The following is a 19,507-nucleotide window of genomic DNA, read 5'->3' on the forward strand; positions in this document are numbered from 1 at the left end:
TGACCGTGCCCGGAGTGCCGATGAGGTTCCCGGTGCCGATGGAGACCGGCCACGGCGAGGAGGGTGGTTGGCACACTCCGAGCCTGGAGGACTTCGAGTTCGTCGGCGGCTTCGGCGGACCCGACTGGGTGAACAAGCCGTTCATCCAGGCCGTGCTGGCGGCCGTCATCGTCATCGTGCTCTGGCTGCTGGCCTCGCGCCGGCTCAAGGTCGTGCCCGGCAAGCTGCAGTTCCTCAACGAGTACTTCTACAACTTCATCCGCAACGGGGTCGCGCTCGAGGTGCTCGGCCAGCACGACTTCCGGCGCTACGTCCCCTACCTGGTCGGCCTGTTCTCCTTCATCTGGGTGAACAACCTGATGGGGCTCTTCCCGCTGCTGATGTTCCCGACGTTCTCCAACATCGGCTACGCCTGGGGCCTGGTGATCCTCACCTACGTCATCTACAACGTGGCCGGTGTCGCCCGGCACGGCATGAAGTACTTCAAGAACAGCCTGCTGCCGGCCGGTGTGCCCTGGCCGCTGTGGTTCGTCATCATCCCGATCGAGTTCCTGTCGAACTTCGTCATCCGGCCGCTGACCCTGGGCCTGCGACTCTTCGGCAACCTGCTCGCCGGTCACCTGGTGGTCCTCGTGTTCGTCACCGGTGGCGCCTACCTGCTGTTCCAGGCCGACGGGGTGATCAACAAGGTGGCCGGCGGCGCCTCGCTCGTCTTCAGCTTCGCGATCTTCGCGCTGGAGCTGCTGGTGTCGTCGCTGCAGGCCTACATCTTCACCGTCCTGACCGCCCAGTACGTGGCCTCCTCGCTGGCCGAGGACCACTGACCGCCCACCTGCTCATCAAGACCACTCACACTGAGTTGATCCGAAAGGAATCCCCATGGAAACCACTGGTCCGATCATCGAGGGCTCCCTCAACCTCATCGGTTACGGCCTCGCCGTCATCGGTTCGGGCATCGGCGTGGGCCTGATCTTCGCCTCGGTCATCCAGGGCACCGCCCGCCAGCCCGAGGCCCGTGGCGCCATGATGGGCACCGCCTGGATCGGCTTCGCCGTGGTCGAGGCGCTGGCCATCCTCGCCCTCGCCTTCTCCTTCGTGCTCTGATCATGCCTCTCCTCGAGATCAACCTCGGCCCGCTGCTGCCGCACTACGCCTCCGAGATCGTCATGGGCATCCTGCTCATGATCGTCATCTTCGTGGTGATGCAGCGGCTGGTGGTGCCGCGGTTCGAGCAGATGTACGACGAGCGCCGCGCCGCGATCGAGGGCGGGATGGAGAAGGCCGAGGCCGCGCAGCGCGAGGCCGAGGCCGCGCTGGAGCAGTACCGCGCCCAGCTCGCCGACGCCCGCTCCGAGGCCGCCCGGATCCGCGAGGACGCCAAGAACCAGGGTGCGCAGATCCTGGCCGAGATGCGCGAGGAGGCCCAGGCCGAGTCCGAGCGGATCCGCGCCCAGGCCCACGCCGCGATCGAGGCCGAGCGCGGCCAGGTGGTCGCCCAGCTCCGCGCCGAGGTCGGTGGCCTGGCCACCACCCTGGCCGGACGGATCGTCGGTGAGTCCCTGGACGACGACGAGCGTGCCCGCCGCACGGTGGAGCGCTTCATCGCCGACCTGGAGTCCTCGCCGGCGGAGAGCGAGCGGGTATGACGCCGTCCGCAGGTGCCGCCGAGACGAGCCGGCTGTCCGCGCTGGACGCCGTGCTCGACGCCCAGCAGGGGGCGACCCTGTCGGGTGACCTGTTCGCCGTGGTCGACCTGCTCGACCAGCAGCCGGCCCTGCGTCGGGCGCTGACCGACCCGGGCACGCCGGCGACGGTGCGCCAGCAGCTGGCCACCTCGCTGCTGCAGGGCAAGGTGGGGGAGGGCGCGCTGAGCGTCCTCACCGCCGCGGTGGAGCACCGGTGGGCGAGCGGTCGCGACTTCGTGGCCGCCCTCGAGCGCCAGGCCGTACGGGCGGTGCTCGCCTCGACGGCTGGAGGCCAGGGGCTGGACGAGGTGGAGGACGAGCTCTTCCGCTTCGGCCGGCTGGTCGCCTCCGACCAGGGGCTCCGCAACGCGATCGCCGACCGTGCGGTGCCGGTGGAGCGGCGCCAGGAGCTGGTCCGCGGGCTGCTCGTCGACCGGGCGGCCCCGGCCACCACGACGCTGGCGACGCGGGCCGTCCGGGCCCGCGAGCGGAGCTTCGCCCACACCCTCGAGGGCTACCTCGAGCTGGCCGCCCAGGTGCGCCAGCGCGCGGTCGCCACGGTGCGCGTGGCGCGACCGCTGGAGGCCGACCAGCAGGCACGCCTGCAGGCCGCGCTGACCCGGCAGACCGGACGGCCGGTGGCGATGCACGTCGTCGTCGACCCGGCCGTGCTCGGTGGGATCCGCATCGAGCTGGGTGACGAGGTCATCGAGGGCACGGTGGCCGCGCGGCTCGAAGAGGCCCGGCGACGCCTGCACTGATCCCCGGACCAGGCAGACGCACATACTTGCAAGCAGACGTACGACACGAGAGCTAGGGACGCAGAGCAATGGCGGAACTCACGATTCGCCCGGAGGAGATCCGGGACGCGCTGGACCGGTTCGTCCAGGACTACACCCCCGAGGCGTCCTCCCGCGAGGAGGTCGGCACGGTCATCACCTCCGGCGACGGCATCGCCCGGGTCGAGGGTCTGCCGTCGGCCATGGCCAACGAGCTGCTCGAGTTCGAGAACGGCGTGCTCGGCATCGCGCAGAACCTCGACGTCCGCGAGATCGGCGTCGTGGTGCTGGGTGACTCCGAGGGCATCGAGGAGGGCTCGACCGTCCGCCGCACCGGTGAGGTGCTGTCGGTGCAGGTCGGCGACGGCTACCTCGGCCGCGTGGTCGACGCGATGGGCAACCCCATCGACGGCCTGGGCGAGATCACCAACCTCGAGGCCCGTCGCGCGCTGGAGCTGCAGGCCGCCGGTGTGATGGACCGCCAGGAGGTCCGCGAGCCGCTGCAGACCGGGCTGAAGGCCATCGACGCGATGATCCCGATCGGTCGCGGCCAGCGCCAGCTCATCATCGGCGACCGCAAGACCGGCAAGACCGCCATCGCCCTGGACACGATCATCAACCAGAAGGCGAACTGGGAGTCGGGCGACCCGAAGAAGCAGGTCCGCTGCATCTACGTCGCCATCGGCCAGAAGGGCTCGACCATCGCCGAGGTGCGTCGCACCCTGGCGGACGCCGGCGCGCTGGACTACACCACCATCGTGCACGCCCCGGCCTCCGACCCCGCCGGCTTCAAGTACATCGCCCCCTACACCGGCTCGGCCATCGGCCAGCACTGGATGTACGCGGGCAAGCACGTGCTGATCGTCTTCGACGACCTCACCAAGCAGGCCGAGGCCTACCGCGCCATGTCGCTGCTGCTGCGTCGCCCGCCGGGCCGTGAGGCCTACCCCGGCGACGTCTTCTACCTCCACTCCCGTCTGCTGGAGCGCTGCGCCAAGCTGTCGGACGAGCTGGGCGGTGGCTCGATGACCGGTCTGCCGATCATCGAGACCAAGGCGAACGACGTGTCGGCCTACATCCCGACCAACGTCATCTCCATCACCGACGGCCAGATCTTCCTGCAGTCCGACCTGTTCAACGCCAACCAGCGGCCCGCCGTGGACGTCGGTGTGTCGGTGTCCCGGGTCGGTGGCGCGGCGCAGATCAAGGCGATGAAGGGTGTCGCGGGCTCGCTGAAGCTGAACCTGGCCCAGTACCGCGACATGCAGGCGTTCGCGATGTTCGCCTCCGACCTCGACGCCACCTCCCGCCGTCAGCTGGAGCGGGGCGCCCGCCTCACCGAGCTGCTGCGGCAGGGCCAGTACGCGCCGTACCCGGTCGAGGAGCAGGTGGTCAGCGTCTGGGCCGGCACCAACGGCTACTTCGACGAGGTGCCCGTCGACGACGTGCTGCGCTTCGAGCAGGAGCTGCTGGAGCACCTGCGCCACAACTCGCCGGTGCTGCAGACCATCCGCGAGACCCAGAAGTTCGACGACGACACCGCGAGCGCGCTGGAGCAGGAGATCGGGAAGTTCAAGCAGGGCTTCCAGACCTCCGACGGCAAGCTGCTGGTCGGCAACGAGCAGACCGAGGCGATCGAGGAAGAGGACATCGAGCAGGCCCAGATCGTCAAGGGCAAGCGGGGCTGACGTGCCGACCATGACGACGACGAGCGGGACGGGGGTCTGAGAGATGCCAGCCAGCCTGCGTGAGCTGCGGCAGCGCCGGAACTCCGTCACCACCACCAAGAAGATCACCCGCGCGATGGAGCTCATCGCCGCGTCGCGGATCATCAAGGCCCAGCAGCGGGCCACGGCGGCCGCGCCGTACGCCCGTGAGCTGACCCGTGCGGTCTCGGCGGTCGCGACCTACTCCGAGGTCGACCACCCGCTGACCACCGAGCAGGAGAACCCGCAGCGCGCGGCGATGGTGCTCATCACCTCCGACCGCGGTCTGGCCGGTGCCTACTCCTCCTCGGTGATCAAGCAGGGCGAGGGGCTGGCCGAGCGGCTGCGGGAGGACGGCCTGCAGGTGGCGCCCTACCTGGTCGGCCGCAAGGCGGCGGCCTTCTACGGCTTCCGCAAGCGCGAGGTGGCCGGCGCCTGGGAGGGCTTCTCCGACTCCCCGAGCTATGCCGAGGCACGCGAGATCGCCGACACCCTCATCGAGGCGTTCAACACCCCCGCCGAGGAGGGCGGGGTGGACGAGATCCACATCGTCTACACCCGCTTCGTCTCGATGCTGACCCAGCGCCCCGAGGTCATCCGGCTGCTCCCGCTCGAGGTGGTCGAGGGCGAGGCGGACGCCACCCAGGGCAACGAGGTGTACCCGCTGTACGAGTTCGAGCCCGACCCCGCGACGGTGCTGGACGAGCTGCTGCCCCTCTACGTGGCCAGCCGCATCCAGTACTGCCTGCTGCAGTCGGCCGCCTCCGAGCTGGCCAGCCGACAGCGTGCGATGAAGTCCGCCACGGACAACGCAGAACAGCTGATCGAGCGACTGACGCGTGAGGCGAACCAGGCGCGCCAGGCCGAGATCACCCAGGAAATCAGCGAGATCGTCGGTGGTGCAGCTGCGCTGGCCGATGCTTCCGAGAGCGAGTGAGAACAATGACTGCCACCATCAACGACACCCAGTCGGGGTACGGCGACGCGAGCGGCACCGGCATCGGCCGGGTCGCGCGGGTGATCGGCCCCGTGGTCGACGTGGAGTTCCCCGCCGACCAGATGCCCGACCTGATGAACGCTCTGCTGGTCGACCTCGAGGTGATGGGGGAGAAGCGGACCCAGACCCTGGAGGTCGCCCTGCACGTGGGCGACAACATCGTGCGGACGATCTCGCTCAAGCCCACCGACGGTCTGCGCCGCGGCGCCCAGGTGCGCGACACCGGCCAGCCGATCTCGGTGCCGGTCGGCGACGTCACCAAGGGCCACGTCTGGAACGTGACCGGTGAGGTGCTCAACGCCGACCCGGCCAGCATCCAGATCGAGGAGCGGTGGCCGATCCACCGCGACGCCCCGAAGTTCGACCAGCTCGAGTCCAAGACCGAGATGCTCGAGACCGGCATCAAGGTGCTCGACCTGCTCACCCCCTACGTCCAGGGCGGCAAGATCGGCCTGTTCGGCGGCGCCGGCGTGGGCAAGACGGTGCTCATCCAGGAGATGATCTACCGGATCGCCCACAACTTCGGTGGCACCTCGGTGTTCGCCGGGGTCGGTGAGCGCACCCGTGAGGGCAACGACCTCATCAACGAGATGGAGGAGGCCGGCGTCCTCAAGGACACCGCCCTCGTCTTCGGCCAGATGGACGAGCCGCCGGGCACCCGGCTCCGGGTGGCGCTGTCGGCGCTGACCATGGCCGAGTACTTCCGCGACGTGCAGAGCCAGGACGTGCTGCTCTTCATCGACAACATCTTCCGGTTCACCCAGGCGGGCTCGGAGGTCTCCACGCTGCTCGGCCGGATGCCGTCCGCGGTGGGTTACCAGCCCAACCTGGCCGACGAGATGGGTCAGCTGCAGGAGCGGATCACCTCCACCCGCGGTCACTCCATCACCTCGATGCAGGCGATCTACGTGCCGGCCGACGACTACACCGACCCGGCCCCGGCGACCACCTTCGCCCACCTGGACGCCACCACCGAGCTGAGCCGTGAGATCGCCTCCCGCGGTCTGTACCCGGCGGTGGACCCGCTGACCTCGACCAGCCGCATCCTCGACCCGCAGTACATCGGTCAGGAGCACTACGACGTGGCCGTGCGGGTCAAGCAGATCCTGCAGCGCAACAAGGAGCTGCAGGACATCATCGCGATCCTCGGCGTCGACGAGCTGTCCGAGGAGGACAAGATCGTCGTCAACCGGGCCCGCCGGATCCAGCAGTTCCTCAGCCAGAACACCTACATGGCCGAGAAGTTCACCAACATCCCGGGCTCGACCGTCCCGCTCAAGGACACCATCGAGTCGTTCAAGATGATCTGCGACGGTGAGGTCGACCACATCGCCGAGCAGGCCTTCTTCAACGTCGGCGGTATGGACATGGTCGAGGAGAACTGGGCCCGGATGCAGAAGGAGGGCTGAGGTGGCCGAGCCCGGCAGCAGCGTGCTGCACGTCGAGGTGGTGGCCGCCGACCGCGCCGTCTGGTCCGGCGACGTCACCTCCATCACCGCGCGCACCACCGAGGGCGACATCGGCATCCTGCCCGGGCACTCCCCGGTGCTGGCGGTGCTGGTGCCCTCGGGGGTGGAGATCGTCGAGCAGGGCGGCGGACGCCAGGTGGTCGCGGTCGACGGCGGCTTCATCTCCGTGGCGCAGAACCGGGTCTCGATCCTCAGCGAGTACGCCGCGATGAGCAGCGAGGTCGACGCCGGCCGTGCCCGCTCCGAGCTCGACGAGCTGCTCGGCCGGGCCGGCGCGGGCGAGGACGACCCGGAGCTGCAGGCCGCCATCGCCCGGGCCCAGGCCCGGGTGAAGGCCGCCGAGCGGGCCAGGTGAGCGTCGGTAGTCTTCAGCTATGGAGTGGCTGCCGGTCGTCGAGATCGTCTTCGGCCTGCTGGTGCTGGCGGTCCTGCCGCTGCTCCTGATGGGGCTGCGCCGGCGCTGGCTCTCCCGCGCGGGCAGCATGTTCGAGTGCTCCATGCGGATCCAGACCACGACTCCGGGCGCCGGTTGGGCGCTCGGAGTCGCGCGTTACGAGGGTGAGAACCTGGACTGGTTCCGGGTCTTCTCCCTCTCGTTGCGACCCCGGGTGCGGATCCCGCGGGAGGGCACCGCGCTGGTGCGGCGGCGTCCACCGGAGGGCTCGGAGGCCGTGGTGCTCTACAGCGACCAGCAGGTGGTCCAGGTGTCGCGGCGCGGCCAGGAGCAGCTGGAGCTGGCGATGAACTCGGAGTCGGTGACGGGGTTCCTCTCCTGGCTGGAGGCGGCCCCGCCGCGCGACGACTACCCGACCTGACCGCCTAGCCTGTCGCCCATGGTGACGATCTCGCGGGTGTACACCCGCACCGGTGACGCTGGGCGCACCCGGCTGTCGAACCTGTCGGAGACCGACAAGACCGACCCGCGGGTGGAGGCCTACGGCGACGTCGACGAGGCCAACAGCCACCTCGGGGTGGCGCTGGCCTACGGGCTGGAGCCCGAGCTGCAGGAGGTGCTGGAGCACCTGCAGAACGAGCTGTTCGACCTCGGCGCCGACCTGTCCACGCCGCTGGTCGAGCACCCCGCGCACGAGCCGCTGCGGATCGTCGCCGACAGCGTGCAGCGGCTGGAGGGATGGTGCGACGAGTTCTCCGAGGACCTGCCGGTGCTGCGCTCCTTCGTGCTGCCGGGCGGGACGCCGGCAGCCGCCGCCCTGCACGTGGCCCGCACCGTCACCCGCCGAGCCGAGCGACGGGCCTGGGCCGCGGTCGCGGTGTACGGCACCGACCCCGCACCGGCCGACGGCTCCGCCCCGGGCGGGCTCAACCCGCTGGCTCTGACCTACCTCAACCGGCTGTCGGACCTGCTGTTCGTGCTGGCACGGCGGCTCGCCGTCCCGGACGGGGAGACGCTGTGGGTGCCCGGCAGCGGACGCGGCAGGCGACCGGAGGCCGCCGACTCGGGGACGGATGTGGCAGGGTGACGCCCGTGCCGAAGCGAACCTTCCCCCTCCTGCTCGCCGCCGGTGTCGTCGTGCTCGGGGCGTGCAGCCCGCCGGAGAGCTCCCTGGACGACGCGCCCGAACCGGAGGCGACCGCCGACGCCCCGCAGGGCCAGGAGTCCGCGCCCGTCGGCGCCCTGTGCGAGTACCTGCCCGAGGGCCAGCCGGCCCGGCCGGTCGACCCGCCGTCGAGCGAGGTCGAGACCACCGGTGAGGTGGTCGCCACCATCGAGACCAACCAGGGACCGGTCACGGTGACGATGGACCGCGGTGCCGCGCCCTGCGCGGTGCACTCCTTCGTCTCCCTCGCCACCCAGGGCTTCTACGACGACACGGTCTGCCACCGCCTCAGCGACTCGGGCGGGCTGTTCATGCTGCAGTGCGGCGACCCCACCGCGACCGGTTCCGGTGGCCCGGGCTACCGCTTCGCCGAGGAGCTGACCGGTCAGGAGACCTACGGCGCCGGCACGGTGGCGATGGCCCGGACGAGCCAGCCGGCCAGCACCGGGTCGCAGTTCTTCCTGGTCTACGAGGACTCCCAGCTCTCGCCGGACTACACCGTGCTCGGCACCATGGACGAGGCCTCGATCGGCGTGGTGGCCCGGATCGCCACCGAGGGCCAGGACGGCAGCTTCGGCCAGGTCGGCGGCGGCAAGCCGAACAACCCCTCGGAGATCTCCACCGTCACCATCGGCTGAGCGGACGCCGGTCAGGCCCAGCTGGCGGCCCAGGCGTCCAGCGCGGCCTGCACCTCGGCGTCGGTCTTGGGCTCGACCTGCGTCATCAGCGTCCAGCGCGCGCCGAACGGGTCGCGGATCGAGGCGAAGCGGACGCCGTTGACGAAGTCGGTCGGCTGCTCCCGGACGGTGGCGCCGCGCTCGGCCGCCAGCCGGGTGGTGGCGTCCACGTCGGGCACGAACACGCCCAGGCTGGAGCTGACGGTGTCGTCGTCGGGGTCGGGTGCCCGGGTGTGGTACTCCTCGGACGGGGACATCACCGTGAACCGTCCGGCACCGAGGTCGAGGTCGCAGTGGACGACCGTGCCGTCGGGGCCGTCCATCCGGACCACCGGGCGGGCGCCGAGGACGTCGGTGTAGAAGGTGATCGCCTCGGCGGCGCGGTGCAGGACCAGCAGGGGGGTCAGCGAGGAGTGACCGGCGGGGACGTGTGCGTTCATGCCGACCAGCCTGGCCGGGGACGGTGCCGTGGCGCTTGAAGATCCGCGACAGCTCGGTCGGGTGCTGCGTCCCGCCGCGCACCAGCAGGTGGCCGACACCCTGCGCGAGGACGTCGAGGGCCCGCTCGCCGACGTCCTGTCCCACCGCTGGCGCGTCCGCTGGGAGCGAGCACCCGGCCGGCCGCACACCGCGCGGGTGCTGTCGGACCCGGTGGTGCACCTGACCGCGGAAGCGGCCACCGACGAGACCGACGCGCCGGCGCCGCTGCACGGCCACCCCACCCCGACGGTGCTGCTGCACGGACTGGTGCCGGAGGTGTTCGAGGTCGAGCTCCCCGTGGCCGGTGTGGTGCACGGGCTGGCCTTCCACCCCGGCGGGCTGAGCGTGCTCACCGGCACCGCTGCCCGGGCGTGGGCGGGACGCGTGCTGCCGGCCGGCGACGTCCTCGAGGTCGCCACGACCGACGCGGACGCCGACGACCCCTGGCAGCCCCTGGTCGAGGCGGTGGCGCGGCGGCACGACCCCGCCGCGGTGGCGGCCGACGCCGGGTACCGGCTCGTGCGTCGGGCCTTCGCCCTGATCGAGGACCCCGGGGTGCGCACCGTGGAGGCGCTGGCCACCGGTCTGCACGTCTCGGCTCGCACCCTGCAGCGGGTGTTCCTGCACCACGTCGGCGCCGGACCGCTGTGGGTGCTGCGACGGCGCCGGCTCCAGCAGGCGGCCGCCGCGCTCGACCTCGGCCGCGCCCCCGACCTGGCCCTGCTCTCGGCCGATCTCGGCTACGCCGACCACGCCCACCTCAGCCGCGACTTCGCCCGGGTGGTCGGCCTCCCGCCCTCGCGCTACCGCCCCGCCGGTCCGCCGCGGGAGGGCGACGCCGGTGTCGGAGCCGCCGACTAGCCTCCCGCAGGTGGAGGTGGCAGTGAGCTGGAGCGGGTCGGCCCTCCGCTGGGCGCGCCTGGACGCCGACGGCCGGGTTGTCGACAGCGGGGCCACCGAGGTCACCGACGACGGCGGGTGGGTGGCGGTGCTGGCCGGTCTGGAGCAGCAGCGCCCGCGCTGGGTGTGGGCCGACAGCCGTCCACTCGTGCCGCACCTGCTGGCGGCCGGGCTGCGGCTGCGGCGCTGCCACGACCTGCGACTCTGCCGGGCGGTGCTCAGCCGCTCCGAGCGCTGCCGGTGGACCGACGAGACACCGTGGCACACCCCCGACACCCCGCCCGACGACGGCGCGCCGTCCCTGCTCGACCTGCCCCAGCTGGCCACCGGTCCCTCGCTGGAGGAGGTGGTGGCCGAGTACGCCCGGCAGCGGGCCGTGCTCGCCGCCGCCGACCAGCCGGGCCGGCTGCGGCTGCTGCTGGCGGCCGAGTCGGCCGGGGCACTGGTCGCCGCGGAGCTCAAGGCCGACGGGATGCCGTGGAGCCGGGAGGTGCACGACGCCGAGCTGCGCCGGCTGCTGGGCGCCCCCGGCGCCTTCGGGGCGCGCCCGGAGCGGCTGGAGACGCTGGTCGCCGAGATCCGCGAGCTCCTGCACGCGCCGCGGCTCAACCCCGACTCCCAGCCCGAGCTGCTGCAGGCGCTGCGCGCCGCCGGTCTGGGCGTGCAGAGCACCCGCCAGCACGAGCTGGAGCAGCTCGACCACCCGGTGGTGGGGCCGCTGCTGGAGTTCAAGAAGCTGGCCCGGCTGCTGACCGCCAACGGCTGGCACTGGCTCGACACCTGGGTGCACGTCGAGCCGGACGTCACCGGCGTCCCGCGCGGGCGGTTCCGTCCCGACTACGTGGTCGCCGGCGTGGTCACCGGACGGTGGGCCACCAACGGCGGTGGGGCGCTGCAGCTGCCCCGGCAGATCCGGCGTGCGGTGGTGGCCGATCCCGGGCACCGGCTGGTGGTGGCCGACGCGTCGCAGCTGGAGCCGCGGATCCTGGCGGCGATGTCGGGCGACGACGCGATGGCCCGCGCCGGCGCGGGGGCCGACCTCTACGCCGGGCTGGTCGCCGACGGCGTGGTGGCCAGCCGGGCGGAGGCGAAGGTGGCGATGCTCGGCGCCCTCTACGGCGCCACATCGGGGGAGTCCGGGCGGCTGATGCCCCGGCTGCAGCGGGTCTACCCGCGGGCCGTGGCCCTGGTCGAGCAGGCCGCCCGGACCGGCGAGGCCGGTGGCCGCGTCACCACCTGGCTGGGACGCTCCTCACCGCCGCCGTCGGAGGCCGACTGGACCGCCGTCGGGGGAGAGGTGGGTCCGGCCGACCTGGACGTGGCCGACCGCGCCGACGCCCGCCGGCGGGCCCGCGACTGGGGCCGCTTCACCCGCAACTTCGTCGTCCAGGGCACGGCGGCGGAGTGGGCGCTGTGCTGGCTGGCGGGCCTGCGCACCCGGCTGTGGTCGCTGGGTGGCGACGGGCCTCCGGCGCGGCTGGCCTACTTCCTGCACGACGAGGTGGTGGTGCACGCGCCGGAGCCGCTGACCGAGGCCGTGGTGGCGGCCGTGCACGACGCCGCCGCCGAGGCCACCGGACTGCTCTTCGGCGCCACCGCGGTGGAGTTCCCGCTGCAGGTCGCGGTGGTGGAGCACTACGGCCAGGCGAAGTGAAGGCGGGGGCTCAGTCGAGGAAACGACGCAGCACGGAGAGGAACACCTCGGGCTGCTCGGAGTGCACCCAGTGCCCGGCGCCCTTGACCGTCACCTGGCGGGCGAGGGGGAACCAGCGGCGGACGGCGTCCTCGTGCTCGGCGGTGACGTAGTCGGAGTGCTCCCCGCGCACCCACAGCGTCGGGCCCTCGTAGCGGACACCGGCCAGGGCGTCGGCCGGCCAGCCGCTGACGACGTCGAGCTGGTCGCCGAGCACGTCGAGGTTCATCTGCCAGCGCCAGCCGTCGCCGTCCCGCCGGAGGTTCTGCAGCAGGAAGCCCCGCACCACCGGGTCCGGCACCGACTCCGTCAGCCGCTCGTCGGCCTCCGCGCGCGAGCCCAGGGTGGGCAGGTCGATGGCCCGCATCCCGGCGACGTAGCCGGCGAACGGGCCGCTGCGCCCGTAGTCGACCGGGGCGATGTCGACCACGCAGAGCCGGGCCACCCGCTCGGGGTGGCGCAGCGCCAGCGCCATCGCGACCTTGCCGCCCATCGAGTGCCCGACCAGCGTCACCGGGTCGTCGGACTCCAGCAGGGCGGCGACGGCGTCGGCCATCTCGAGGTGGTCGACCCGCTCGCTCCAGGCCGAGCGGCCGTGGTTGGGCAGGTCGACCAGCAGCACCCGGTGCTCGTCGGCCAGGTCCTTGCCGACCTGGGTCCAGTTGCGGCCCTGGCCGAACAGGCCGTGGCAGAAGACCACCCGGCTGCCGCGCTCGCCGGGGGTGCCCCCGCCCAAGGAAGTGGTGAACAGGTCGGCCATGGGTCCTCTCCTCAGCGTCGTCGCCAGCAGGCGGTGTGCCAGTGGCGCCGGGCCCCCACGCCCAGCTCGGTGCCGAAGCGGCCCGCGGTCGGCCAGGCCACCACGTGCCCGGTGCCGGCCGGGACCGGGCGCTGGCAGCCCGGGCAGACGTAGCTCTTGTCGGAGGTGCCGCCCGGCACGGTGCGCACCACCCAGCTGCCGTCGCCGGTCTCCACCCGCTCCGAGCCGAGCGCGGAGGTCAGCGGGCGGTGCGGGCGCGCGTGCTTGCTGGCCCGACGGCCGCGACCCACTCAGACCACCTCCCGCACGCGCCCCAACGTACCGTCGGCGCCGCACGGGCCGGCGCGGCGTCCGCCGGCTTGGGCGCGGTCGGGTGCCGGGGCTAGATTCGGCGCCCGTGAGCCCCAGCGAGCACCCAGCACCCGCGACGGCCGGGCACCCGGCCCACGGCGTCGCCGAGCCCGGACGCGAGGCCCGGCGGTGAGGCTGCTGGTGGCCCGCTGCCAGGTCGACTACGCGGGACGGCTGACCGCCCACCTGCCGATGGCGACCCGGCTGATCATGGTCAAGCGGGACTCCTCGGTGAGCATCCACGCCGACGACCGGGCCTACAAGCCGCTGAACTGGATGAGCCCGCCGTGCACCATCGAGGTGCGTGAGCCCGAGGCCGACGAGCAGGCCGTCGCGGACGCCCTCGACCCGCGGCTGACCCAGGTGTGGGAGGTCACCGGCAAGGACGGTGACACCCTGCAGATCTCGATCGCTGAGGTGCTGCACGACTCCGAGCACGACCTCGGCGTCGACCCGGGGCTGCAGAAGGACGGCGTGGAGGCGCACCTGCAGCAGCTGCTGGCCGAGAACCCCGAGACCTTCGGCGCCGGGGTGGAGCTGGTGCGCCGGGAGTACATGACCGCGATCGGCCCGGTGGACCTGCTGTGCCGCACCGCCGACGGCCACCACATCGCGGTGGAGGTCAAGCGGCGCGGCGAGATCGACGGCGTGGAACAGCTGACCCGCTATCTGGAGCTGATGCGGCGCGACCCGTTGCTGGGCGACGTCCAGGGTGTCTTCGCCGCACAGCAGATCAAGCCCCAGGCCCGCGTGCTGGCCGCCGACCGCGGGATCGTCTGCGTCACCGTCGACTACGACGCCCTGCGCGGACTGGACCGGGCGGAGGAGCGCCTCTTCTGACCTCCGCGCCCGCCGGACCGCTCAGCTGCGGTCGAGCCGGGGGATCAGCACCTCGCGGTAGAGGATCAGCAGGGCGGCGGCGGTGGGCACCGCGATCAACGCGCCGACGATGCCCAGCAGGGTGCCGAAGGCCAGGGCCGCGATCACGGTGACCGGGCCAGGCACCTTCACCGAGGTGGCCATCACCCGGGGGTAGAGCACGTAGGCCTCGAACTGCTGGTAGATGAGGTAGTAGACCAGTCCGGCGATGCCCAGCGGCACCGAGCTGGTCAGGCAGACCAGGGTGACGAGCACCAGGCTCATGGTCGAGCCGACCAGCGGGATGAAGCTGAGGATCGAGACCACCGCGGCGACCGCCAGCGCGTACTCCCCGAGCCCGATCACGGTGAGGAAGATGAAGCTCAGCACGCCGGCGGTGACGACCACGACGAACATGCCGGTCAGGTAGGAGCCGACCCGGTTGAAGATCTGGTCGGCCAGGTAGCGCACGCGGGCCCGTTGGCTGGCGGGGGAGAACTGGTAGACGACCTGCTTGATCGAGGGCATCGAGCTCATGAAGTACAGCGTCAGCACCAGCGTCACCAGCGTGGCGACCAGCGCGTTGGCGATGAACTGGCCGGCGCCGAGCAGACCACCGAAGAGGGTCTGGATGAGGTCGCCGGAGGAGAGGAAGTCGCTGACCCGGGTGATCACCTGGTACTGCGCGTCCAGCTCGGCCACCACCGGGTTCGTCCGCAGCTGGGCCAGCCAGCGCGGGGCGTTGCGCAGCAGCTCGTCGAGCTGGGAGGTGAAGACGGGCGCCACCGCGAGCACCACCAGCGACATCGCGGCCGCCAGCAGCAGGAAGACCAGCAGCACCGCCACCACCCGCGGCACCCGCCGGCGGGTGATGAGCTCGACCAGGGGGTTGAGCCCGACGGAGAGGAACAACGCCACCAGCACCATCAGCAGGATCGAGGAGACCTGCAGCGCCGCCTCGACCAGCACGTAGGCGGTCAGCACGCCCAGGCAGCCGAAGAAGCCGACCCGGTAGGGGGTGGCGACGAGCACCCGGATCCCGTCCGGGCGCGCGGGGTCCAGCGCGTCGCGAGGGCCCGGGGTCACCTTCGGCCGCGGCTCGGGCGGGCGTTCGCTCATCCGGGACCGGTTCAGCGACCCGGACGGGTGCCGGCCGGCCGACCGGTGCCGGAGGAGCGCTCGGAGGAGCCGTTGCCGGGCGTCCGGCCGGGGCCACCGCCACGGTGCTGACGACCGCCCGGACGTCCGGCGCCCGGGCGCGCCTGCGGACCGTGCCGGTCCCCGCCCTGGCCGGTGCCGATGTCCTCGGCGTCGTCTGCCGACGCGTCGTGGCCGTCGACCGGCTCCAGGTCCACGGTGGTCACGTCCGGGGCGTCCCCGGTCGGCTGCGGCTGGTCGGTCCCGTCGGACGGCCCGGCGGCGGCCCCGTCCGCGACGACCGGTGCGTCCACCAGGGTCTCCGGGTCGGGGCCGGTGCCGTCGGCTGCGGGCCCGTCCAGCTGGGCGGTCGCGACCGGCGGCAGCTGGGTGGTCGGCTCGTCGGCCCCGGCCGGCGCCGCCGTCGCGGCGTCGTCCAGGTCGAGGTCGGGTCCGCTGAACTGCCCGGCCGTCGCCGTCACCATCGCCGACAGGTTCGACAGCTGGTCGACGATGGCCTGGCGACGCTGCTGCAGCGAGGTGATCTCGCGTCGCAGCGCCTCGATGGCCTGGTTGTGCCGCTCGGTGTTGCGCTCCATGCTGATCCGGGCCTGCTGGCGGGCCACGGTGATCTGCTGCTCGGTCTCGCGCAGCATCCGGGCCCGCGTCTCGTCGGCCTCGGTCACGGCGGCGCTGCGGATCCGGGCCGCCTCGGCGACCATCTCCGCCAGCTCGCGGTTGGCCTGCTCGGTGGCGGCCGCCCGCTCCGCCATGCTGGCCTGCAGCGCGGCCTGGGCCTCCTCGTGCTCGGCCTGCAGCGTGGTCAGCAGCTGCGAACGGGTCTGCTCGGCCTCCAGGCGCCACTGCACGGCCTGGGTGAGCGCCTCCTGCCGGGTGACGTCGGCGTCGCGCAGCGCGGCCTCCCGGGTGCGCTCGGCCAGCGTGGCGGCCTCCTGCTCGAGCATCGCCGCCTGCTGGTGGGCCCGCTCGAGCAGCTGGGCGGCCTCCGTGCCGGCCCGGGCGACCACGTCACCGGTCTCGCGCTCGAGCCGGGCGCGCAAGGTGTCCGCGTGCGCCTGGGTGGTGAGCCGGACGTCCTCGGCGTCCCGCTCGGCCTGCTCGAGCAGCTCACGGGCCTGGCGCCGGGCCTCGGTCAGGATGTTCTCGGCCTCGACGGCCGCCGCCTCCTTGCGCTGGCGTCCCTCCTCCTCCGCCATCTGCAGGATGCCCTGGGCGCGGTGGCCGATGTCCTGCTGCGGCTCGGCCAGCGGGACCGTCTGCTCCTCCTGCTGGGCCTCGGCCAGCTGAGCCTCCAGGCGCAGGATGCGCTGCTGCTGCGCCTGCACCCGGCGCTCGGTCTCGACGAGGAACTGGTCGACCTCGCCCTTGTCGTAGCCCCCGAAGCGGACCTGGCGGAAGCGGGTGGCGTCGGACTGGTCGAAGAACATCTCGAGGCCCTGGCCGGGCTGCTCGACGGTCATGTGGGGGCTCCTCCGGGCTCGGCTGCGGGGCCCAGAGTAGTGCGCGCGACCGACGTCCGCGGGTCGTCGGCGCGGGGCGTCCCACGAAACGTCGGCCGCCGGGACGGCCGGGTCAGGAGGGACCCGACCCGGTTGGTGGCCCCGGCGGCTGGACGATCTCCAGCAGCACCCCGCCGGTGCTGCGCGGGTGCACGAAGTTGACCAGCGAGCCGCCGGTGCCGCGCACCGCGCGGTCGTGCACCAGCCTCAGCCCGCGGGCCCGCAGCACCGTGCTGACCTGCTCGATGTCGCGCACCCGGTAGGCGACCTGCTGCACGCCGGGGCCGGAGCGGGCCAGGAAGCGTCCGACCGGGGAGTCGCCGGTGAGCGGGGCGAGCAGCTGCACGCGCGGCCGGTCCGGACCGCCCTCGCCGGCCACCAGCATCGCCTCGGCCACCCCCTGCTCCGCGTTCACCTCGCGGTGCTCCAGGCGCCACCCGAGCACCTCGGTGTGCAGCCGGATCGCCTCGTCGAGGTCGGTGACCGCGTAGCCGACGTGGTCGATGCCCTCGAACAGCCCGGTCGCCTCCGCCGGAGGCGGGACGTCGGGGGCCGGGGGCTGGTCGGGCTGCACGGGGGCACCGTCTCACACCGCCGGCCGCACCCGGCGCGCACCCGTGCCGCCGCCGGGGTGCGGTGCCGGCCGTCGTGGTTAGGCTGGGTCGGGTCACCACGGCGGTGGCCGGGTGGGCGACCGGGTGCGAGGAGGCATGGACATGGGGTCGGTGATCGTCGGCGGTGCGCGCACCCCGTTCGGCAAGCTGCTGGGGGCGCTCGGCGAGGTGCCCGCCACCGAGCTCGGCGCGGTGGCGATCCGCGGCGCGCTGGAGCGTGCCGGGCTCGACCCGGCGGCGGTCGACTACGTGATCATGGGCCAGGTGCTGCAGGCGGGCAGCGGGCAGATCCCGGCCCGCCAGGCCGCGGTGCGGGCCGGCGTCCCGATGGCTGTGCCGGCGCTGACGGTGAACAAGGTCTGCCTGTCCGGACTCAACGCGGTGGCGCTGGCCGACCAGCTGATCCGTGCCGGTGAGGTCGACGTGGTGGTCGCCGGCGGCATGGAGTCGATGAGCCGGGCCCCGCACCTGCTGCCGGGCTCGCGCACCGGCACCCGCTACGGGCCGGTGACGATGGTCGACCACATGGCCGCCGACGGGTTGCACGACGTCTTCACCGACCAGGCGATGGGTGCGCTGACCGAGTCCTGCAACACCGGCGCCCTGCACGTCAGCCGGGAGGACCAGGACGCCTTCAGCGCGCGCTCGCACCGCCTCGCCGCCCGTGCGACCCAGGACGGGGTCTTCGCCTCGGAGGTCGTGCCGGTGCCGGTGCCGCAACGTCGGGGCGAGGACGTCCTGGTCGAGCGGGACGAGGGGGTGCGGGCCGACGCCGATCCCGCCGCGCTGGCCCGGTTGCGTCCGGCCTTCCACCCCGACGGCACCATCACCGCCGGGTCCTCCAGCCCGATCTCCGACGGTGCCGCCGCCGTGCTGGTGATGAGCGAGCAGGCGGCCGAGCGGCACGGGTTGCGGCCGTGGGCCGAGGTCGTCGCCCACGGGCAGGTGGCCGGCCCCGACTCGAGCCTGCAGCTGCAGCCGGCCGAGGCCGTCCGCGCGGTCTGCCGGCGGGCCGGGATCGAGCCGGGCGACATCGACCTGTTCGAGATCAACGAGGCCTTCGCCGCGGTCGGGCTGGCCAGCGCGCGGGCGCTGGGACTGGGTGAGGAGCAGATCGAGCACCGGCTGAACGTGCACGGCGGCGCCATCGCGCTGGGCCACCCGATCGGCGCGTCCGGGGCACGGCTGGTGCTGCACCTGGCGCTGGAGCTGCGCCGGCGCGGCGCCGGCCAGGCGGTGGCGGCGCTGTGCGGCGGCGGTGGCCAGGGCGACGCGCTGCTGCTGCGGGCCCGGTGAGCGGCGCCCCCGCCCGGCTGGAGGAGCTGGTCGCCGCGGCCCGGGCCGGTCGCCCGCGCGCGGTCGGCCGGCTGGTCAGCCTGGTGGAGAACGGCTCACCCCACCTGCCCGAGCTGATGCGGCTGCTGGCGCCGACCGCCGGCCGGGCCCACGTGGTCGGCCTGACCGGGTCGCCCGGGGTCGGCAAGTCCACCACCACGACCGCCCTGGTGGCCGCGCTGCGGGCCCGCGGCCAGGTGGTCGGGGTGCTGGCGGTCGACCCGTCCTCGCCGTTCACCGGTGGGGCACTGCTGGGGGACCGGGTGCGGATGCAGGACCACGCCACCGACCCGGGGGTGTTCATCCGCTCGATGGCCACCCGGGGCCACCTCGGCGGGCTGGCCGCCGCCGCCCCCGCCGCGCTGCGGGTGCTCGACGCCGCCGGCTGCGACGTGGTGCTGGTGGAGACCGTGGGCGTGGGGCAGTCGGAGGTGGACGTGGCGGCCTGCGTCGACACCACCTGCGTGCTGATGGCCCCGGGCACCGGGGATGCGGTGCAGGTGGCCAAGGCGGGCGTGCTGGAGATCGCCGACGTCTTCGTCGTCAACAAGGCCGACCGCGACGGCGCGCAGGCCCTGGTCCGCGACCTGCGGTCGATGCTGGCCCTCGGGCTCGGCCCGGGGCCGGAGGTGTGGCACCCGCCGGTGGTGCGCACGGTGGCCGCGGCGGGGGAGGGCACCGCGGAGCTGCTCGACGCGCTGGACGCGCACCGGGACCACCAGCAGCGCGACGGCGGGTGGGCCGACCGCCGACGACGCCGGGCCCACGACGAGATCCGGGCGCTGGCGCTGGCGGGCCTGCAGCGGCGGCTGCTGGCCGGTACCGGCGACCTGCTCGAGCAGCTGGCCGAGCGGGTCCGCGACGGGGAGCTGGACGCCCACACCGCCGCCGACCGGCTGCTCTCGGCAGCCGGGAGGGCCTCCGGCGGCACGCCCGGGGGGCCGGGGTCCACGGCCGGGCCGCCCGGCTGAGGTAGAAAGGGGCGAC

22 protein-coding genes are annotated in these 19,507 nt (G+C 73.1%); 16 read left to right on the plus strand and 6 right to left on the minus strand.

The window, feature by feature from the left end:
* Positions 1–38: 38 nt before the first annotated feature.
* The 11 genes from atpB (at position 39) to DT076_RS00775 (ending at position 8,833) form a co-directional block, all read left to right on the plus strand.
* Positions 39–824 (plus strand): F0F1 ATP synthase subunit A, encoded by a 786-nt coding sequence (gene atpB, locus DT076_RS00725; protein WP_114125175.1) that lies wholly within the window; start codon positions 39–41, stop codon positions 822–824.
* A gap of 55 nt (positions 825–879) precedes the next feature.
* Complete coding sequence (locus tag DT076_RS00730; protein ID WP_114124741.1) at positions 880–1,104, plus strand: ATP synthase F0 subunit C; 225 nt, start codon at positions 880–882, stop codon at positions 1,102–1,104.
* Between the two features lie 2 nt (positions 1,105–1,106).
* A complete protein-coding gene (locus DT076_RS00735; RefSeq protein WP_114124742.1) occupies positions 1,107–1,646 on the plus strand; it encodes a F0F1 ATP synthase subunit B in 540 nt (179 codons plus the stop codon).
* On the plus strand, positions 1,643–2,446 hold the full coding sequence (locus tag DT076_RS00740) for a F0F1 ATP synthase subunit delta (protein ID WP_114124743.1): 804 nt from the start codon (positions 1,643–1,645) through the stop codon (positions 2,444–2,446). The genes DT076_RS00735 and DT076_RS00740 overlap by 4 nt, the downstream gene beginning before the upstream one ends.
* Positions 2,447–2,514: 68 nt before the next feature.
* Positions 2,515–4,152, plus strand: a complete 1,638-nt coding sequence (atpA, locus tag DT076_RS00745) for a F0F1 ATP synthase subunit alpha (RefSeq protein WP_114124744.1) — start codon at positions 2,515–2,517, stop codon at positions 4,150–4,152.
* 43 nt (positions 4,153–4,195) lie between these two features.
* Complete coding sequence (locus tag DT076_RS00750; protein ID WP_114124745.1) at positions 4,196–5,107, plus strand: F0F1 ATP synthase subunit gamma; 912 nt, start codon at positions 4,196–4,198, stop codon at positions 5,105–5,107.
* Positions 5,108–5,112: 5 nt separating this feature from the next.
* Positions 5,113–6,576 carry a F0F1 ATP synthase subunit beta gene (atpD, locus tag DT076_RS00755; protein ID WP_114124746.1) on the plus strand — a complete coding sequence of 488 codons (1,464 nt, stop codon included), beginning with the start codon at positions 5,113–5,115 and terminating at the stop codon, positions 6,574–6,576.
* 1 nt (position 6,577) lies between these two features.
* On the plus strand, positions 6,578–6,991 hold the full coding sequence (locus tag DT076_RS00760; RefSeq protein ID WP_114124747.1) for a F0F1 ATP synthase subunit epsilon: 414 nt from the start codon (positions 6,578–6,580) through the stop codon (positions 6,989–6,991).
* A 19-nt stretch (positions 6,992–7,010) separates the two neighbouring features.
* Positions 7,011–7,451, plus strand: coding sequence for a DUF2550 domain-containing protein (locus DT076_RS00765; RefSeq protein WP_114124748.1), 441 nt, complete (start codon positions 7,011–7,013; stop codon positions 7,449–7,451).
* An 18-nt stretch (positions 7,452–7,469) separates the two neighbouring features.
* Positions 7,470–8,117, plus strand: a complete 648-nt coding sequence (locus DT076_RS00770; protein WP_114124749.1) for a cob(I)yrinic acid a,c-diamide adenosyltransferase — start codon at positions 7,470–7,472, stop codon at positions 8,115–8,117.
* Positions 8,118–8,122: 5 nt separating this feature from the next.
* Complete coding sequence (locus DT076_RS00775; protein ID WP_199538860.1) at positions 8,123–8,833, plus strand: peptidylprolyl isomerase; 711 nt, start codon at positions 8,123–8,125, stop codon at positions 8,831–8,833.
* An 11-nt stretch (positions 8,834–8,844) separates the two neighbouring features.
* Here DT076_RS00775 and DT076_RS00780 read toward each other — a convergent pair whose 3' ends face one another.
* Entirely contained in the window at positions 8,845–9,312 is a 468-nt protein-coding gene (locus DT076_RS00780) for a VOC family protein (protein WP_114124750.1), read from the minus strand.
* On the opposite strand from DT076_RS00780, the gene DT076_RS00785 reads away from it, so the two are divergent.
* Positions 9,311–10,213: an AraC family transcriptional regulator gene (locus DT076_RS00785; protein ID WP_114124751.1), complete on the plus strand. Its 903-nt coding sequence runs from the start codon at positions 9,311–9,313 to the stop codon at positions 10,211–10,213. The genes DT076_RS00780 and DT076_RS00785 overlap by 2 nt on opposite strands.
* Positions 10,214–10,223: 10 nt before the next feature.
* Complete coding sequence (locus DT076_RS00790) at positions 10,224–11,906, plus strand: bifunctional 3'-5' exonuclease/DNA polymerase (protein ID WP_114124752.1); 1,683 nt, start codon at positions 10,224–10,226, stop codon at positions 11,904–11,906.
* Positions 11,907–11,916: 10 nt separating this feature from the next.
* Here the strand turns inward: DT076_RS00790 and DT076_RS00795 are convergent, their stop codons facing one another.
* Positions 11,917–12,705 (minus strand): alpha/beta fold hydrolase, encoded by a 789-nt coding sequence (locus DT076_RS00795; RefSeq protein ID WP_114124753.1) that lies wholly within the window; start codon positions 12,703–12,705, stop codon positions 11,917–11,919.
* 11 nt (positions 12,706–12,716) lie between these two features.
* Complete coding sequence (locus DT076_RS00800) at positions 12,717–12,995, minus strand: hypothetical protein (RefSeq protein ID WP_114124754.1); 279 nt, start codon at positions 12,993–12,995, stop codon at positions 12,717–12,719.
* A gap of 190 nt (positions 12,996–13,185) precedes the next feature.
* Between DT076_RS00800 and nucS the strand changes: the two genes are divergently transcribed.
* Entirely contained in the window at positions 13,186–13,896 is a 711-nt protein-coding gene (gene nucS, locus DT076_RS00805; protein ID WP_114124755.1) for an endonuclease NucS, read from the plus strand.
* A 21-nt stretch (positions 13,897–13,917) separates the two neighbouring features.
* Here the strand turns inward: nucS and DT076_RS00810 are convergent, their stop codons facing one another.
* From DT076_RS00810 to mce, 3 genes are all read right to left on the minus strand, one after another.
* Positions 13,918–15,033, minus strand: coding sequence for an AI-2E family transporter (locus tag DT076_RS00810; RefSeq protein WP_114124756.1), 1,116 nt, complete (start codon positions 15,031–15,033; stop codon positions 13,918–13,920).
* Positions 15,034–15,044: 11 nt separating this feature from the next.
* Positions 15,045–16,532, minus strand: coding sequence for a DivIVA domain-containing protein (locus DT076_RS00815; protein ID WP_114124757.1), 1,488 nt, complete (start codon positions 16,530–16,532; stop codon positions 15,045–15,047).
* Between the two features lie 112 nt (positions 16,533–16,644).
* On the minus strand, positions 16,645–17,145 hold the full coding sequence (gene mce, locus DT076_RS00820; protein ID WP_233493552.1) for a methylmalonyl-CoA epimerase: 501 nt from the start codon (positions 17,143–17,145) through the stop codon (positions 16,645–16,647).
* Between the two features lie 142 nt (positions 17,146–17,287).
* On the opposite strand from mce, the gene DT076_RS00825 reads away from it, so the two are divergent.
* Together DT076_RS00825 and meaB are read left to right on the plus strand one after the other, a co-directional pair.
* A complete protein-coding gene (locus DT076_RS00825) occupies positions 17,288–18,481 on the plus strand; it encodes an acetyl-CoA C-acetyltransferase (RefSeq protein ID WP_199538861.1) in 1,194 nt (397 codons plus the stop codon).
* On the plus strand, positions 18,478–19,491 hold the full coding sequence (meaB, locus tag DT076_RS00830; RefSeq protein ID WP_233493553.1) for a methylmalonyl Co-A mutase-associated GTPase MeaB: 1,014 nt from the start codon (positions 18,478–18,480) through the stop codon (positions 19,489–19,491). Before DT076_RS00825 ends, meaB begins: the two co-directional genes overlap by 4 nt.
* The last annotated feature ends 16 nt before the right edge of the window (positions 19,492–19,507 follow it).

This window comes from Desertihabitans brevis (assembly GCF_003327535.1).
GTDB lineage: Bacteria > Actinomycetota > Actinomycetes > Propionibacteriales > Propionibacteriaceae > Desertihabitans > Desertihabitans brevis.

Coding starts and splice junctions, on each gene's coding strand:
- atpB (WP_114125175.1), top strand. CDS start 39: ATGGAGACCGGCCACGGCGAGGAGGGTGGTTGGCACACTCCGAGCCTG.
- DT076_RS00730 (WP_114124741.1), top strand. CDS start 880: ATGGAAACCACTGGTCCGATCATCGAGGGCTCCCTCAACCTCATCGGT.
- DT076_RS00735 (WP_114124742.1), top strand. CDS start 1,107: ATGCCTCTCCTCGAGATCAACCTCGGCCCGCTGCTGCCGCACTACGCC.
- DT076_RS00740 (WP_114124743.1), top strand. CDS start 1,643: ATGACGCCGTCCGCAGGTGCCGCCGAGACGAGCCGGCTGTCCGCGCTG.
- atpA (WP_114124744.1), top strand. CDS start 2,515: ATGGCGGAACTCACGATTCGCCCGGAGGAGATCCGGGACGCGCTGGAC.
- DT076_RS00750 (WP_114124745.1), top strand. CDS start 4,196: ATGCCAGCCAGCCTGCGTGAGCTGCGGCAGCGCCGGAACTCCGTCACC.
- atpD (WP_114124746.1), top strand. CDS start 5,113: ATGACTGCCACCATCAACGACACCCAGTCGGGGTACGGCGACGCGAGC.
- DT076_RS00765 (WP_114124748.1), top strand. CDS start 7,011: ATGGAGTGGCTGCCGGTCGTCGAGATCGTCTTCGGCCTGCTGGTGCTG.
- DT076_RS00770 (WP_114124749.1), top strand. CDS start 7,470: ATGGTGACGATCTCGCGGGTGTACACCCGCACCGGTGACGCTGGGCGC.
- DT076_RS00785 (WP_114124751.1), top strand. CDS start 9,311: ATGCCGACCAGCCTGGCCGGGGACGGTGCCGTGGCGCTTGAAGATCCG.
- DT076_RS00780 (WP_114124750.1), bottom strand. CDS start 9,312: ATGAACGCACACGTCCCCGCCGGTCACTCCTCGCTGACCCCCCTGCTG.
- DT076_RS00795 (WP_114124753.1), bottom strand. CDS start 12,705: ATGGCCGACCTGTTCACCACTTCCTTGGGCGGGGGCACCCCCGGCGAG.
- DT076_RS00810 (WP_114124756.1), bottom strand. CDS start 15,033: ATGAGCGAACGCCCGCCCGAGCCGCGGCCGAAGGTGACCCCGGGCCCT.
- DT076_RS00815 (WP_114124757.1), bottom strand. CDS start 16,532: ATGACCGTCGAGCAGCCCGGCCAGGGCCTCGAGATGTTCTTCGACCAG.
- DT076_RS00825 (WP_199538861.1), top strand. CDS start 17,288: ATGGGGTCGGTGATCGTCGGCGGTGCGCGCACCCCGTTCGGCAAGCTG.